Source organism: Sediminibacterium sp. (assembly GCF_019264485.1).
GTDB lineage: Bacteria > Bacteroidota > Bacteroidia > Chitinophagales > Chitinophagaceae > Sediminibacterium.
In genome coordinates this window covers 121,509-139,511 of sequence record NZ_JAHVAA010000004.1, presented here as the reverse complement: position 1 = coordinate 139,511, position 18,003 = coordinate 121,509, and the positions used below count along the sequence as shown (strand labels likewise).

The window sequence follows — 18,003 nt, the reverse complement described above, 5'->3', positions numbered from 1 at the left end:
CCTCTGTTTCTCTGTTCACTACCTCTCTCCCGGATGATAGGTCTTCACCCTATTCTTCTCCACATCTTCCTTATAAAAGAAAATATCTTTAAACTTCCCATTTACAAAACCCTCTGCCTGGTCGGTAAAATTGGGTGAGTTGGGGTCGGTACTTTGTCCGCCGGTAAGAATGGTTTTGGCTTTCAGCTTTTTTCCAAATTCAACAGCAGCAATAAAACTGTTACCGGAACTGCCATATCTTTTATTGTAGCCATTACCCGATCTGCTTTCAAAAGCGGGTAAAGAACCCCAGCGCGATGAACTCAGCGCAACAGCAATACTGGGTTTACTGTCATCAAATCTTTGCCCTTCTGCTACACGTTGGTAGCGATTGATTTCACCCCAGGGCTGTCGCCAGTTACCATAGGTTTTGGTGAGATCATCCAATACTTTTTTCAGCGATTCGAGTTTTTGTTGGGCTGTGGTATTGGCCATGTCTTCATAACGTTTTACTGAATTGGTACCTTCTTCCATGGTTTCAGCACGCGGTGCAAACTGGCTGAGCTGGTTGGCCCAGTCGATGGCGATGGTGGTTGCTACTGAATTAAGCGATGAAGTTTTATCCCATACACGCAACAAGTCAACAGCTTCTTTCAGCTCATTTTTTAATGACCCGTTATAAGCATCATAATCTTTCACAAGCGCAGGTATCAGAAAATCAAAAGCAGCGAGATAACGGTTATAACCGATTTCAATAACTTTATCGAGCGACAGATTATTGGCTTTCTCTAATAAACGTGCAGCATTAATACCACGCGCGTTTTGTCCATCGGGCGCCATATACGCCGGGTATTTATTTTTATCCGGACTGTCTTTACCTGAAGCAGTGAAAGGAGTTGAATTACAATTCTGAATCCAGCCTACTGATGGGTTATGTACCTGTACTATTTCTTCCAGTTTATGAGCACCCTGCCATTCTGTAGCTTTAATGCTGCCGTCAACAGGTCTTGTATAATCATAAGCGGGATTGCGTTTCGGAACAAAATCGCCATGCCAGTAAGCGATATTGCCTTTATCATCGGCATACACCGTATTGTTCGTGGTATTCGATAACAAACGCATAGCATCTTTAAACTCATTCAGGTTATTGGCTTTGGTACTTACCCATGATTGTATAAGTGCACTTAATGAGCGATTGAATTCTTTGAGCGCCAACCATTTTCCATTGCGATTACCCATTACTGGTCCGTGGTGTGTATAAAAACCGGTAAAAGGAACAGCTACCTGTTGACCATCTTTTAAATACTTAACGGTGATAGGTTTGGTATTGATGCGTTTCATTTCTTTTTCATATTCATACAACCAGTTACCATTTAGTTTGGTTACTTTCTCTTCATAGAGGTCTGCAACATCGGCATAACCTGTGGTATGCATCCATCCACAATGTTCATTGAAACCCTGGTACACAAACATCTGACCCCAGGTAACGGCACCATAGGCATTCAGCCCTTCCTCACTCACCATATGCATTTCCGGGCGAAAATAAAATGGTACATGCGGATTAATATAGAGAATGGCATTTCCATTACTGGTGAGTTTAGGAGCAATGGCAAAACCATTGGAACCACTCAGCTCCACATCTTTATTAATGACAGGTTGATAAGCGCTTGCATTTTTATTGCCACTGTAAAAACTTCTTACTTCCTCTAATGCAATACCACCTGTTCTGGTGGCCGATACACTGCCATCGGTAAACATCAAATGAAACCAGGGCTCAAAACGGGTAAGCACTTTGGGTTTTACTTCCGGGTGTTTATAGAGATAATAGTTGATGCCATCTGCAAAAGCATCCAGCAATTTTTTAAACCATGCCGGACTGTTATGATAATCTTTAATGGCTGCGGCGCTGTCGACAATCAAACGCATTTGCAAATCGGCGTAGAGCATACGTTCACCATCGGCTTCTGCCTGGCGGCCTAATACTTCGAGATAATTTCTTTCTACGCGACTAAAATTTTCTTCGCATTGTGTGTAGAGTAAACCAAATACCGCATCAGCATCAGTCTTACCATAAATATGCGGAATACCCCATTTGTCTTTAATGATGGTAATTGTTTTTGCCTGCGCCTCCCAGCGTTTGGTTTCGGCAGGTGTAAAAGATTGAGCAACGGCGAAAGAGGAAAACAACAGGCAGCAAAGCAGTAATCGCATGGTATTGGTTTTGAGGAATACCAAATATAGAAAACATGCGCCATTGTTGAGAGCGCTATCATCCTATATTCCCTGCCCCGGACTTAAGTCCGGGGCAATGAAGTTTTGTAATTAAAAACGCTGATCTCACATCATTGTTGGTCAGCGACCAACAATGGCCAGAATAAAAAGCTAGCAGCTAGTGGCTCGCAGCTCGCAGCCCTCCTAATACCCCCACTGTTTCATCACTGCCAGATCCTGCTTCACGCATTCAACAGGGTCAATACCCTGATAAGCTTCCTGTTCAATAATAAAGTGTAAAGTGCCGCCTTTTGTTTTACAGAGATCGGTAATGGCTTTTGTATTGGCCACTCCTTTTCCGAGTATGGTGCTCTCATACGATTTACCATCGGCGGTTTTAATTTCATCTTTCACGTGAACTGAAACAAAACGACCGGGATAGTTATTCACTATTTCAAGGGCATTCTCTCCGGTATGATACAGGTTACCCATATCGAGCTGTTGTACCACTAAATTGGGATCAGTATTTTTTAAGATGATATCATATACTTTCTGTCCGTTGAGCGTGGCAGTAAATTCGAAATCATGGTTATGGTAACCGAAACGCATGCCTGCTGCTTTACATAACTCACCACTCTTGTTGAATACATCCATATAAGCAAGCATTTCATCGTAGGTCTTGCGAAGGTCGGCATCCAGCCATGGACTGATTACCAGTTCCTGTCCCATTTCTGCAGCATCTTCCACTGTATATTTCCAGAGATCGGTGAACTGTTTTTTACCGGCATCCCAATGTGTTTTGCCCATTACAGTATGTCCGCTGGGCATTTGCATACCCAGGTCATTGAGTATTTTTTTAAATTCTTTGGCGGTATAACCATAGAACTTGCGGTTTACATAATTGGCATGCTCTACATATTTATACCCCATTTCGGCCAATGCTTTTAATGTACCCAGTGGGTCTTTACCCATGGCTGCACGAACGGAATACAATTGTACTCCTGTAAGCATTTTGGCATTGCTTTCTGCAAATAAATTACGTGGTAATAATGTGGTGGCAGCTAAGGCAAGGCCACTATTTTTTAAAAACGATCTTCTGGATGAATGCATGGCGTACAATTATGGATTAAATATAAGAATTCTCCCCTCATCCCTGCCCCGGACTTAAGTCCGGGGCAGGGATGAGGGTTATTTCTTTTTGAAAACAGCGAAGAATATTTCTGTACTGATGTCAAATCCCAGCTTTTTGTATAAACCAATTGCTGCTGCATTATCCTGTCTTACATGCAGAAAAGGAGTTTTACCCGATTCAATGATCAGGGAGCAGATAAAGGAGGTAAGTATTTTAGCATAAGATTTACCGAGGTGTTGAGGATCGGTACAAATAGCGCTTACTTCTGTATGGGTATGGGTTTGCAGGCGTTGTCCGGCCATAGATACCAGTTCTGTTCCTTCAAAAATGCCATGATAATTACCAAACTCAATGGTTCGCTGGTAGAAAGGACCGGGTTTGGTTTGTTCAGTGAGCAAGAGCATTTGTGGAACATGCTGTTCAGTAAGCGGAATAATATTGATACCTGTATTTTCAACAGGATGAAAATGATTACAGATCATCTGGTATAGCGGAATGGCAAACAATACTTCAAACGAATCGGGAAAATGAATTTCTTTAAAAAAAGGGACAGAGAACGTTCTGTCAGAAGGTAGTGCTGTTTCCAGTTTGCTGAAATCGGTTTCGTTCCAATGCTGCAGGGCCACAAATGGACAAATATCACCTGGGAAATATTTCAGTGTATCATCGCCCCGGTTCAGGTAAAACTGGTGTGTGGAAAGTGCTTCCCAAACAGGATTGGCAAGAAAAAAATTCATGATACGAAGATAAAAACAGAAACCAGTATTTTAGGGAAATAATAAACAGTGAATGATAGGAAAAATAACTTGCCTGATAGTGATCTGTTCTTATTGCAGTATGGCAACGGCACAGAAAACCAGGATATATTATGATTACAACTGGAACCCTTCTTCTCAAGAACTTGCATTTTATTTTGGTGAGTTGGAGAAAAATGATACAGGTTGGTTCAGGGCAGACTATAGTGCCAAATCCGGACAGTTACTAAAACACGGATTTTATAAAGATGCCAGCTGTACCACTAAGCACGGGCTTTTTGAATATTTTTTTGGTACGGGAGAGATAAGCGGCAGAGAACTCTATCATAACAATCAAAAAACAGGCACACATCTTTCTGTTTATCCCAATAAAATAATCAGTGATTCATTTCAATTTAAAACTGATATTCCATATGGCCTCTGTAGTAGCTGGTACCCAAGTGGTAACCCGCGAACAGAAATGCAATTGGATACTTTGGGTAATGGATCGGGAGTAGTGGTAGGTTTTTTTGATAACGGAGTAGTTTCATTCAAAGGCAAACTGGCAAAGGGTTTACGCAAAACAGGTAACTGGTTCTATTATCATCCAAACGGTCAGCGTGCTTCGGTTTTACAATATGGTACGGCAGACAGCCTGTTGACTGAAGCAAAGCCCCAAATAAAATATGATATTTATGAATATGCCTATTACGACTCAACCGTTGAGTATGCAAATGCTATTTGTTACGATACTAACGGCGTAGTACAAACACATTGTGAAATATCCAGTAACAAACCAGAATATTCGGGTGGCATTAAAGCATGGGTAAACTACTTATCGGGGCAACTGCCTGATATCATGAACAAGCCGGGTAATCCGAAAAAAACAACCATCTATATTGCTTATTTTATGGTGAACCCTGATGGGAATCCATCAGGTATTATGTTGGATAATACGGTGAACAAGGGTTTTGATGATGAGATTACAGGTGTTTTCAAGAGATCAAAAAAGTGGAAACCGGTATTGCATAATAACCGTATTATCCCCTTTCTTAATAAGCAATCTTTAACACTATCCTATTCTTTTTAGCAGACTTATATAGTAATTTCAATGCCTAAATATTTTGTTATGCAAAAGCGGATGCGTTTACAATATTCTTTCTTGTTATTGATGCTGATTTTTACAGCAACTGCATTTGCACAAAACACGTCAACAGAATGGACCCCCGAACAACAGGCAGAATTATTCGGTTATTGTGAAAAGCCATTCCTCATCAAACAACTCAAAATATCGGAAGCCAATGCAGATAAAATCGGACAGATTAACAATTGGGCAAGACTCACCAAAATAAAAATACAGGCCAATACCAGCGATACATTTGCCACCGATGGGGAAGTAGAAGAAGCCGTGATAAAAAAATACAAAGCATTATCGCTTTCCGGTGATCAGTTGAAAACGCTTACTGACAGAAGAAAACAAAGTCTCACACAACCCTGTGCACTCATTACACTAACAGCAAACAAAACATACGACACGATTGCCAAACCCCAGTTACAGCTATTGTTCAGGAACAAATTCCGCAGAACGCTGATGGATAAACTGGAAGTAAACGGTAAACAGGCCGATATGCTGATTGAAGCAGAAGTGTGGAAACAAAAAGAAGCATTGGAAATAATAAAAATTCCGGAAACAGATTTTAACCGTATCCGGAAAACAGTGGCCATGTATACCGATCTGGAAAGGAAATATGGTTTTATCGGCATAACAGAACAACAGAAAGAAGGGGCCAAAAATATTTTTAAGGCTGCTGAATAAATAAATTGATTTTATTGGATTGCCACAGATGCACAGATTAATCTGTGCATCTGTGGCAATCTTTTTTGTTTTATCGTCTGCACTACCTTAAAAATCGCTTATATCTATCAGATAATCATTGAATTATGAGCTAAATCCCTAAATTGTACCGACGTATACCAAACTAACCTTCTGATGCAACCCTGCCGCATACTCATTGTTGAGGATGAATCGCTCGTGGCGATGGATATGGAGCGAATGCTTACCGATCTCGGCTATGACCTGATACCCAATGTTAATAGTTATGCTGCCGCCGTTGAAGTGCTGGATCAAACAAAACCCGATTTGGTTTTACTGGATATTACTTTGAATGATACAAAAACAGGGATTGACCTTTCGCTGTTATTACAACAAACCTATAAGGTTCCGTTTATTTATGTAACCTCTCATTCCGATAAAAAAACCATCGATCAGGCATTGGTTACCAAACCCAATGGCTACCTGTTAAAACCTTTCGATGCAAACGATCTCTATACAGCCATAGAAGTAGCACTGAGTAATTTTGCGGGTCACACGGCAAACGGGCAGGATGATTCGGCATTGGTTTGTAAGGACGCATTGTTTGTTAAGAATGATAAAAACTTTGTGAGGGTAGAAATTGACGAAATCTGCTGGATTGAATCAGAACACAACTATCTCTATATTATTTCACAAAAGGGCAAACATATTATCCGTTCTAATTTCAGGGATTTTCAGCAACATGTTCCTGCTGCTAAATTCATACAGGTGCATAAATCGTACATCATTAACCTGGATAAAGTAGATGCTTTTTCTCATACAGATATCACTATTAACGGGAAAGAAATTCCGCTCAGCCGTATGTACAAGGATGACTTTTTTGCCTGTATGAAACGAATATTATAAACCTGCTTATTATTATGGTACCTAAATTAGAGCAGTTGGTACCTAATTTTTGCCCGCTTCTGCTATTTCAATCATATTTACAATATACATGTTGCAGGCTGTTACCATACTGAAACGAGTCAGCAATTTTCTGCTGTTGTTGTTTTGCTGCTTTGGGTTTTTTGCAGAATCGAAGGCACAATACAATTATGTAGATACCGATCTTATACGGAAGCAGATTAACAATACAAAAAACGACAGCACCCTCAGCCGGCTCTATGGAATACTGGGCTGGGAAATGCGCTTCTCCAATCAGCAAAAAGCAGTAGAGCTGGCAGATAGTATGTTATTGATTTCTTCTCCTGCAAAAGATTATATCCGGCTGTCGGAAGCCTATCGTATCAAAGGCTTTGTAAAAGTAGTGAACCAGGATATTGAAGCTTGTCTTAAAATGTATGAGCGGGGTATTTTCTATGCAAAAAAAGCAAAAAGCAAATACTATGAATCTTCCTTCCTTAACCTGATTGGTGGCATGTACCAGGACAAAGGAGATTTTGATAAATCAATTCAATTTTTTCTGGAAGCAGTGAAAGCTGCTGAGGATAGTAAAAGCTCAGAAATGATTGCTTTTAGTGCCAATTGTATAGCAGAAGCGTATTCTGATGCAGGAAGGCCGATCAATTTTACGAGGCCCTTTTATGAGAAAGCATTACAGGAAGTATTGCCAAGAAAAAACTGGCAGTATGCCGGTATGATTCATTCCAATATGGCCAAAGAATATATGATGGCGGGAAAACCCGATTCTGCCATGATTGAAACAGCGGCTTCTATCGATTACCTCAACAGGGTAAAGATCAAAGGCTATGTATATGCTACCTGTGCCACAGATATAGGCGAAATGCTTACAACACTCAAAGCGTATAAAGAAGCAGAGCAGTACCTGCTGCAGGCTTATCATATACTCGACAGTCTTAAAACAAAAGACAATAAACTGATTGTGCTATCGGCCCTGTCTAATCTTTATGTTGAAAGTGGTCAGTATAACAAAGCCATTGAACGTGGAAGAGCGCTTTTATACCTGGCAGGTTTGTACAGGTCGAAAATATTTCTCCGGAATGCCTATAAGGTATTATCAGAAACAGCAGAGAAAAAGGGGCAGACTGATAGTGCATTGATGTACTATAAAGCATACAAAGACTGGAATGACAGTATTTTCAATGAAAATAAAGAGAGAACCATTGCCAATGCAGAGAGTAGAATGAAGCAGACCATACAGGCAAAAGAAAATGAGCAGCTGAAAACGTTAAATGCAAGATTACGCAATAATAGTTTGCTGGTTGCTGTGGTAGCTTTTATATTATTATTGGCCGCTTTGATTATTATTTTAGCCAACCGAAAAATCAAACAAAAAAACCTGACCCTTGAAACCCAGAAGCAGTTGATTGAAAAACAGTCAGCAGAAAAAGATATTTTATTAAGGGAGATACATCACCGTGTAAAAAACAACCTGCAGGTAGTATCGAGTCTGTTGAATCTGCAGGCGGCCAGTATCACCGATCAGAAAGCCATCGATGCATTGATGGCCAGCCAGAAAAGGGTAAAAGCCATTTCACTCATACACCAGAACCTCTATGCGTTTGAAGACCTGAGCACTATTTCATTTACTTCTTATGTGCAGGAACTGTATAACGACCTGCGGCAATTGTATAATAAAGGCAATATTGAACTCACCTGTACAGCAGCCACTGAACAACTGGAATTTGATATTGAAAGATCCGTACCTCTGGGATTAATATTAAATGAAGTAATTACTAATGCGCTGAAATATGCTTTTGAAGGCCGTGAACAGGGAGCCATTACCATATCCTGCTCTTCCGATGCAGAAAAAATGCTCACCATCATAGTAGCAGATAATGGTATAGGGTTGCCCATACCTTTTGAAGATCATATTTCCGGTTCGCTCGGGTTCCGGATTATTCGTGAACTGACACGTCAGCTGAAAGGAACTGTGACCTGTGAAATAAATAACGGAACCGTTTTTGTTTTCAGGATTCCCCAGAACAGGTTAAAGGCATAACCGTTCATTTTCGGTTTCATACCCATTCTTTTGCATTTGGTACCATTTTGTAGTGCAGTCCGAAACCCCTTGTTAATTTTCTGCTTCAATTACAAGTCATTAGTCTCTTCGGAGTATAAAGACTCGTTGATTTAATATCTCCAATGTCCTTTATAAGTGTATTACTTGATACACTTATAAGAAATCCGCCAAAACTAACTGAAATGCAAACTAACTGTACCCGTCTGGCAGGCGCGTTATTGTGCCTTGTGCTATTATCATGGAGCCCCAAACTCATACCCGCTCCCGTATTACAAACAAATGATTTTACTGTTTCAGCAGAAGAGTGGACACTCGCTACTGAAAAAAGTGGGGTAAAAGCCTATTACCGTATTACCACCTGTGGTGAGGATCAGGTGATATACCTGCGTTTGGTGAACAGTAATGCAGGTGCGGTACAGGTGAGCTGGAAGGGTGTATTACAGTTTACAGGTGAGCCATCACCACGCAGTATAAAGGAAGATCTTTCGCAGATTACCATACAAACAGGAGAAACAACAGGCACAACCTGTGTAAATCCATCGGTACCAGAACTGGTGGTGAAGCCAGTTGATGCACCCGTTGTAAATATCGAATCCTATTTCTTCCAGCAACTCACCATTACACAGAACTAATTAACCAGCAATCATGAGAAACATTACTATATCTTTTTCAGCGGCCTTTAAAAAATTCATCATGCTGGTAATGATAGCAGTTACTGCTATTTTCCAGTTAGAGGCACAAACCTATTCGTTTACCAGCTGTGGTGCTACCGGATCAAACGGGCCAACACAGTCGCAGGTAAACCTTGCGTATGCATCTTCAAGCATTACAGGTGTGGTGAGTAATAATGGTATACAGGAATGGACGGTTCCTGCTACCGGTTTGTACTCCATAAAAGTAGCTGGAGCCAAAGGTGGTGGTGCCGGTGGTGGTAATGGCGCTGTGTTATCGGGAGAGTTTATGTTAACACAGGGTCATGTAATACAGATAGTAGTTGGCCAACGCGGAACAGGTGGCTTTGGTTCGCAGGGTAGTTTGAATAGCGGCGGTGGAGGTGGCGGTTCTTTTGTTGTGAATAAAACAACGAATACCATTTTGCTGATTGCAGGTGGTGGCGGTGGTGGCAATGGAGATTATGGTAGCTCATATCCAAATACAGCAGGAAACCCTGCCAATACAGGTACCTCAGGTAATAGTACTTATCAGACAGGTGGCGGTACCAATGGTAATGGTGGGAAAAATGGCGTAACAGATGATCCGGCAGCAGGTGGTGGTGGTTATTTAACCAATGGTGAGAATTCACCCGGAACCACATTTGCCGGTGGTGGACAGGCTTTTGTAAATGGTGCCAGAGGTGGTGCAGGAAGAACAGGAACTTATTTTGGTGGCAATGGTGGATTTGGCGGCGGCGGCGGCGGAACCTCCAATGTGTTGGTACGCGGCGGCGGCGGCGGTGGTTACTCGGGTGGCCAGGGCGGTACTTACCAAATTGTACAGACAAGTGTTTATACTTCGAGTTCAGACAGGGGTCATGGTGCCGGAGCTGGTTCTATTAATAACGGAACCAATCCGCTTACCTATGTAACCAATGCTGCAGCCGGTTATGTTACTGTTACAACACTCTCCACACCAGCGGGTGCATTGAATTTTGTAAAATCGAACAATACCTATATTACTGTACCGCATAGTTCATCTATGAACTTAGGTGCAGAATTTACCATTGAATCATGGGTAAATTATACGGGCGTAAACAGTACCATTATCGATAAGGGAGATTATGATTATCTCTTGCAGGTAAACTGCAATAATCCGGGCTTTGCACCTAACAGACTTAATTTTTATAACAGAAATACCGGATGGGTACACTCAACAGGAACAGTACCTGAAGGTGTATGGACCCATGTGGCCGTTACACTGAAGAATGGTACCATGACTTTCTATATCAATGGAGTGGCTTCGGGAACAGCCGCCGTAAACTATGCGCAGGATAATGGTCCTGTGAATATCGGCCGTCAGTCTCCCTCATCCTGTGCCTGTAACATTTTTAATGGTAACATGGATGAATTGCGTGTATGGAACAGGGCATTATCGGCCTGTGAAATCAGCAGCAATAAGAATTGCGAACTCAGTGGAGCACAAACCGGACTGGCAGCCTATTATAAATTTAACCAGGGTTCAGTAAATACCAATAACAGCGCAGTGAACACCCTCACAGATGCCAGTGGTAACAATAATACAGGTACATTAACCAATTTTGCTTTAACCGGAACCACTTCTAACTGGGTAGCCGGGCAAGTTTCAGGAACCTGTGGTCCTATTGCAACACCGGTACCCACCATAAATGCCAGTGGCTCAACCACTATTTGTGCAGGCGGATCGGTAACACTTACAGCATCTGCAGGTAGCAGTTATTTATGGAGCAATGGTGCAACTAATCAATCTATTACAGTAAGCACCGCCGGTGCTTATACAGTAACAGTTACAAATGCCAGCGGATGTAGTGGTACTTCTGCTGCAACAAATGTTACTGTTACAACCATCAATGATCAGACTGTTACAGCCACACCTGTTAATATCTGTGGAACAGGATCATCAACCGTAACACTTGCTTCTTCACAAATAGGCGTTTATTACACTTTGCGTAATAATGCCAATAATGCTGTAGTAGCGGGCCCCATAGCAGGAACCGGCGCAGCCATTAATTTCAATACAGGAAATATTGCTGCAACCACTACATATAATGTATTGGCAGAAACAAAGCCAACAGGCGCTTTGAGTTTAAATGGAACAACCTATGTAACGATACCACATGCTGCGAACCTGAATGTAAGTGCAGGCGGACAGTTAACCATGGAAGCATGGGTAAACCCCGCTGTTTCGGGTCAGTGGAGAAATATACTGATGAAGGGAGCTTATGGTTATGGTATGGCCATCGATGCTTCGAACAGGTTGTATTTCTGGGATCAGGGCGCGGGTAATGCTTATAATACCTGGTCTGATGTAACAGTACCTGCTAACAGCTGGAGTCATGTGGCTATTACAGTACAGGATAATGGATCCAATCTTTCGGTAAAACTTTACCTGAATGGAGTGAATGTAGGAAACAAGACATCTCCTATCGCCCAGATCAATGATAATACCGAAAGCCTTATTTTAGGCAGACAGGGTACGGGTTGCGGCTGTAACTATTTCAATGGTAAACTGGATGATGTAAGAATCTGGAATACAGTTCGTTCGGAAGCAGAAATTCTTGCAGGCATGAACAGCTGCTTATCCGGATCTGAAACCGGCTTAACGGCCTTGTTTAAAATGGATGATGGAAGTGGTACAACAGTACTCAATTCAAAACCGGGTAGTAATGGAACAATAACAGGTACTGTATCATGGACTACAGGTAATGTAGTATGTGGTGCTGTGTGTAGTTTGCAAATGTCTGCAACACCAACAGTAACGGTTCAGCCATTACCTACAGTAAATGCGGTTACCAATATTGAAGTATGTCATAACAGCGGCACTGTTCCTGTAATCAATTTTACAGGTTCTGTGGAAGGAGCTACTTATAGCTGGACAAACGATAATCCATCAATTGGTTTGGCGGCAAGTGGAACAGGAAATATTGCATCGTTTACTGCTTTAAATCCAGGTAATGAACCTGTGTATGCAACTATTACAGTAACGCCGTCTTATACAGTAGATGAAAATACCTGTACAGGTACACCGGTTAGTTTTGTAATTCGTGTGAATCCGATTCCTGTTTTTAGTGCAATTGCCAACCAGTCATTATGTAATGGAGCTCAATCAATAGCCATCAATTTAACCAGTGCTGTTGCGGGTACCACATTCACCTGGTTTAATACTACACCATCAGTAAATATTGGTTTACCCAATGGAAATGGAGCAACCATTCCTTCATTTACGGCGGTTAATAATACAAGCGGGCCTGTTACTGCTACCTATCTGGTATTATCTTATTACCAGGGCGAAACAATGGGTTGTGGTACATCCAGACAGGTTAATTATACAGTGAACCCCATACCTGAGGCCACTATTACAACAAGTGGTTCAACGGCTATTTGTGCCGGTGGTTCCGTTACACTTACAGCATCAACAGGTGTTTCATATTTATGGAGCAATGGTGCTACAACTGCATCGATTGTTGTAACAGAAGCTGGTAATTATTCAGTAACCGTAACCGGCGAAGGCGGATGTGTAGCCACATCGGCACCTGTTACCGTTACCACTTATGCCATGCCAACCATCAGTTGCTCTGGTAATATCAGTGTGGTAAGTGTTGCTAACCAGTGTGGAGCCAATGTTACTTATCCAGATGCAATCGTAACAGCTGGTCCGGCCAATCCAACAATAACTTATTCTCATCCTTCAGGCTCCTTCTTCCCTGTGGGTAATACAATAGTAACCGCTACTGTTACAGACGCCTGTGGCAATACTGCTACCTGTACGTTTGAAGTAACGGTGGCTGATAATATATTACCACTTATTACTGCACCTGTAAGTATAACAGTGAATGCAGGTAGCAATTGTACAGCAGCCAGTGTTACACTGGGTAACCCTGTAACATCAGACAATTGTGCAGTACAATCTGTAACCAATAATGCACCAGCCGTATTCCCTATTGGTAATACAACTGTTACCTGGACTGTAACCGATGCTTCGGGTAACACTGCCCAGGCCACACAAACCGTAACAGTAAAAGATGGTACAGCTCCTGTACCGGTGCTGGCCAGTTTACCGAATATTACTGCGGAGTGTAATGTTACAGTAACAACTATACCGACAGCAACAGACAACTGTTCGGGTACGATTAATGCAACAACTACCAGCCCTTTAACATATAATAGCCAGGGTACTTATACCATTACCTGGAAGTATACAGATGCAGCTGGTAATAGCAGCACACAAACACAAACCGTAATTGTACAGGATATAACACCACCAGTGGTAACCTGTCCTGCTCCAATTACTGTAACTGCTCCATCGAACCAGTGTGGCGCAGTAGTAACCTATAATCAGCCAACAGTAACAGATAATTGCTCATCTGGCAATACAGGTGTTCATACACTTGCCAGTGGTGCCCAGTTCTTTGATTATGCAGATAACAGAATGGAGAACCAGTATAGTCCGGGTCTGCCTATGAGTTTCTTCCCAACCGACGGACAGAAACTGGCAGTCTTCCTCGTGAACTGTGGTTCTACACATTATATGTACCAGAATATCACCCTGCCATCAAGTGGGCCCATCAATTTAGGGTTGGATATGAAGTACACCAACCATTATGCACCTGGTTTCAGTACCAACCAGTTTATTGCTATTGAGTTAAGGAATCCTTCAACCAATGCCATTATCGCTACACTGTTCAAAACAAATCCTGGCGCACCACAATCAACACCAATGACGCATTACAATTTCGATCTGTCGGCTTATGCAGGTCAGCAGGTGCGTTTGCAGGTGGTGGATGCAACCATCAATAATTTCTTCCTCGATGTACAGCTTGATAATATCACAGTACCAGGCAGCAGTTTGGTGAACGGAAGTTTTGAAACAGGTAATTACAGTGGCTGGACAGTGGGCAGCGCAAGCACAACATGCGGAACATTTGGTATTGGTTCTGGTCCTTCTGTATCTATTGTACAGAAAGCGGGTCTGCCATCAGGCTCCACTTTCCCGATCGGAACAACCATCAATACATTTGAAGTAACTGATCTGGCTGGTAATAAAACCACATGCAGCTTTAATGTAACAGTGAATGCTCCTGAGATCAATATCAGTGGTAATGGTACCCCAATTTCAAGTGGTGATAACACGCCATCTGGAACAGACCATACTGATCTCGGTGGAACCATACCGGGCAACAGCATCAGCAAAACATTTGTGATTGCCAATAATGGTACATCTGCGCTCACGGTTTCATCTATCAATATCAATAATGCGGCATTCACCAGAAGCGGCATCAGTTTACCGGCAACCATACAGCCTGGTCAGACAGCCAGCTTTACGGTGAGCTTTGCTTCAACGACACTGGGTGTGCAGACTGCTGTGGTAACCGTAAACAATAACGATTGTAATGAAGGGTCTTATAGTTTTACAGTGAAAGCAGAAGTAACCTGTACGAACCCTGTGTTTGTAAACTTTAACGCACAGGTACAGGTCAATACAACAGCAACAACATGTAATGCAGTGGTAAATTATCCGCTCGCCGTAACAGGTATTCCTGCACCCGCACTGAGCTATAGTTTCAGCGGCGCCACAACAGGTAATGGTGCAGGAACAGGTAGTGGACAAACATTTAATCAGGGAACCACACATGTTGTAGTAACTGCGGTAAACCCATGCAGTACAGTACTTGCTGAATTTGATGTAATCGTAACAGATATTACGCCACCAATAGCTATTGCACAAAGCCTGGTTATAAACCTGGATGCGAATGGTGCGGCAGGTATTACAGCGGCACAGATCAATAATGGATCAACTGATAACTGTGGTATTGCATCGATCAGTGTAAATAAAACAAGTTTCGATTGCAGCAATGTGGGTGTGAATAATGTGATACTGACCGTTACAGATGTAAATGGTAATGTATCAACAGCGCCTGCAACCGTAACCGTAGTTGATGCAATTGCGCCATCCATTACTGCTCCTGCTGCTATCAGCCAGGGTACAGATGCAGGTGTATGCGGTGCCACGGTGAACCTGGGTATACCTGTAACAGCCGACAACTGTTCTGTAGCCTCAGTAACCAATGACGCGCCAACGCTGTTCCCTGTAGGTACAACTGTAGTTACCTGGACTGTTACAGATGCAAACGGTAACAGCAACACAGCTACACAAACAGTAGTGATTACCGATACAGAAAAACCAAAAATTACTGCACCTGCATTGGTAAGTGTGGTAAATATTCCGGGCTCATGTATGGCCAGCGTTGATTTAGGTACACCAATTACCAGCGATAATTGTGGTGTGGCCACGGTAACGAATAATGCTCCTGCATTGTTCCCTGTGGGTTCAACCATTGTTCGCTGGATAGTAACAGATATTCATGGTAATATTACAGATACGGCTACACAGGAAGTAGTGGTGATAGATAATGAGAAACCATCCATCAGCATCAACAATATCAGTGTAAACAACGATGCGGGTAAATGTGGAGCCACTGTTGTAATCAGCTTGCCTGAAACAGCCGATAATTGTGGAGTAGCAACAGTAATGGGTGAACGCAGCGATAATAAACTGCTCACAGAAGATTATCCTGTTGGAACTACTACCATCAACTGGACGGTGAGAGATGTAAATGGTAATATCAAAACAGCTACACAAACAATTGTGGTAACCGACAATGAAAAACCAGTGATTGTATGTGCGGCCAACCAGGTATTCTGTGCCAATACAGGTGGCAATACACAGTACGCTATTCCTGTACTGAACCAGTCTGATAACTGTGGTATTGCCAGCACTACTTACAGTATTAGTGGTGCAACGAACAGAACAGGAACTGGCACCAATGCAAGTGGAAGCTTTGCCATCGGTACATCAACGGTAACATTTACTGTAACCGATATACATGGTAATATAAGTACCTGCAGCTTTACGGTAACAGTTAACCCATTACCGGTAGCCAGTATTACAGCAGCAACAGCAGATGCATTGTGTAACCAGTTTACACTTACTGCCAACAGCACATTAAGCGGACCATTTACTTACCAGTGGTTGTACAATAACAATACAAAAGCAACCACACAACAGTTAGGTCTTGGTTTAACAGATGCAGATGGGGTATACAGCGTGTACACAACAGATGCCAATGGTTGCAGAAGTGAAATGCCTGCTACGTATAACTACCAGAAACAAACACTGGTGAGCAGTTATACCATACTGGGTATGAAAGAAGTAAAACTGGGTCAGTATAACAAAGTAGAAACCGGAAGTGTAGGTGTAATGAGCAGCAGAGGAGAAGCTGAGTTCGACAAATACAGTGCTGTAACAGGTGCAGGAAGTTTTGTAAAAGCACCAAGGATTGATACTGATAAAGGTGTAACCATTAACAGTAAAATCTATGGCATAGCCAGTGTAACCCTGCCTACCATGCAGTACAATACCAGCAGCACCAGGTACCTGCAGGATAAAACCATCAACTCAAATGTTACAACAACGGTAAATGGTAACTACGATGATATAACACTGAAGAAAGGTTCAAACGTAACCTTAACCGGAACCATCTTTGGAAAAATTAAACTGGAAGAAGGTGCAAGCGTACGCTTTACCTCTACTACCATCGATGTAGAAGAAATACAGATTGAAAAAGGACCGAAAACAGGAGGTTACAGTTATATCCGCTTTGCGCCAAATACCAGTGTAAGAGTGAGTAAGAAAGTAACGATCGGCAGCGACGTAATAGTAAATCCGGAAGCTTATCAGGTAACTTTCTACATGGCCGATAACAGAAGAGATGAAGAGAAATTCCATGTGAAAGGAGATGATACGCGCATTACTGCAAACATCATCCTGCCCGATGGTAAACTGAAAGTAACCGGTGGTAATTACGGTGATGACAAGTGTGATCACAAACCACACAGTTCTAACAGTTGCCGACACAGAGGCCATGGACACCACGACTGCGACCACAGAGGTCATGGAGACAGGGATTGCAGAGACGATGTATTTATGACGGGTCTGTTTATAGCAGAAGAAGTAGAGAGTGAAGGAAAGAATGTAATCTGGAACAGTTACAACTGTGCGGCACCATCGGCACCGGTAACAGCGCTTACGTCGAACAACAACAAAGCAAGTGTAACGGAAGAAGCTGCAAGTGCCAAGACACAAGCAATAAGCAGAAGCGAGGAAGAGCTGAAGGTAACGGTGATGCCGAACCCATCAAGAACCTACTTCACACTGAAACTGGAAAGCAAATACGAAGCACCGGTAACATTACGAGTGGTAGATGCTTCTGGAAGGGTGATAGACAGTCGCGCAAAAATCGGTTCAAACAGTACCATACAGATTGGACATAATTACCATGCAGGTAACTACTTTGCCGAACTGGTACAGGGTAACCGCAGAAAAGTAATTCAGTTGATCAAAGTGCAATAAGTACATAGTCCGGGGGGATTAGGAACGAATAGCACTTTGACCCCCCGCT

Annotated in this window: 9 protein-coding genes; 6 read left to right on the top strand and 3 right to left on the bottom strand. The window is 42.3% G+C overall.

The genetic code is table 11. From position 1 onward, the window contains the following. Positions 1-18: 18 nt before the first annotated feature. The 3 genes from KXJ59_RS02015 to KXJ59_RS02005 form a co-directional block, all read right to left on the bottom strand. Complete coding sequence (locus KXJ59_RS02015; RefSeq protein WP_295200561.1) at positions 19-2,190, bottom strand: penicillin acylase family protein; 2,172 nt, start codon at positions 2,188-2,190, stop codon at positions 19-21. Between the two features lie 204 nt (positions 2,191-2,394). Continuing rightward, positions 2,395-3,300: a sugar phosphate isomerase/epimerase family protein gene (locus KXJ59_RS02010; protein WP_295200559.1), complete on the bottom strand. Its 906-nt coding sequence runs from the start codon at positions 3,298-3,300 to the stop codon at positions 2,395-2,397. A 78-nt stretch (positions 3,301-3,378) separates the two neighbouring features. Next, positions 3,379-4,059 carry a GNAT family N-acetyltransferase gene (locus KXJ59_RS02005; RefSeq protein ID WP_295200557.1) on the bottom strand — a complete coding sequence of 227 codons (681 nt, stop codon included), beginning with the start codon at positions 4,057-4,059 and terminating at the stop codon, positions 3,379-3,381. A 52-nt stretch (positions 4,060-4,111) separates the two neighbouring features. On the opposite strand from KXJ59_RS02005, the gene KXJ59_RS02000 reads away from it, so the two are divergent. The 6 genes from KXJ59_RS02000 to KXJ59_RS01975 all read left to right on the top strand — a co-directional run bounded on the left by KXJ59_RS02000 (position 4,112) and on the right by KXJ59_RS01975 (position 17,954). Then, positions 4,112-5,146 carry a hypothetical protein gene (locus KXJ59_RS02000; RefSeq protein WP_295200555.1) on the top strand — a complete coding sequence of 345 codons (1,035 nt, stop codon included), beginning with the start codon at positions 4,112-4,114 and terminating at the stop codon, positions 5,144-5,146. A 39-nt stretch (positions 5,147-5,185) separates the two neighbouring features. Continuing rightward, complete coding sequence (locus KXJ59_RS01995; protein ID WP_295200553.1) at positions 5,186-5,872, top strand: hypothetical protein; 687 nt, start codon at positions 5,186-5,188, stop codon at positions 5,870-5,872. 174 nt (positions 5,873-6,046) lie between these two features. Further along, complete coding sequence (locus KXJ59_RS01990; protein ID WP_295200551.1) at positions 6,047-6,775, top strand: response regulator; 729 nt, start codon at positions 6,047-6,049, stop codon at positions 6,773-6,775. An 88-nt stretch (positions 6,776-6,863) separates the two neighbouring features. Beyond that, on the top strand, positions 6,864-8,831 hold the full coding sequence (locus KXJ59_RS01985) for a sensor histidine kinase (RefSeq protein ID WP_295200549.1): 1,968 nt from the start codon (positions 6,864-6,866) through the stop codon (positions 8,829-8,831). A 203-nt stretch (positions 8,832-9,034) separates the two neighbouring features. After that, on the top strand, positions 9,035-9,484 hold the full coding sequence (locus tag KXJ59_RS01980; RefSeq protein WP_295200546.1) for a hypothetical protein: 450 nt from the start codon (positions 9,035-9,037) through the stop codon (positions 9,482-9,484). A gap of 13 nt (positions 9,485-9,497) precedes the next feature. Continuing rightward, entirely contained in the window at positions 9,498-17,954 is an 8,457-nt protein-coding gene (locus tag KXJ59_RS01975; protein WP_295200545.1) for a LamG-like jellyroll fold domain-containing protein, read from the top strand. The last annotated feature ends 49 nt before the right edge of the window (positions 17,955-18,003 follow it).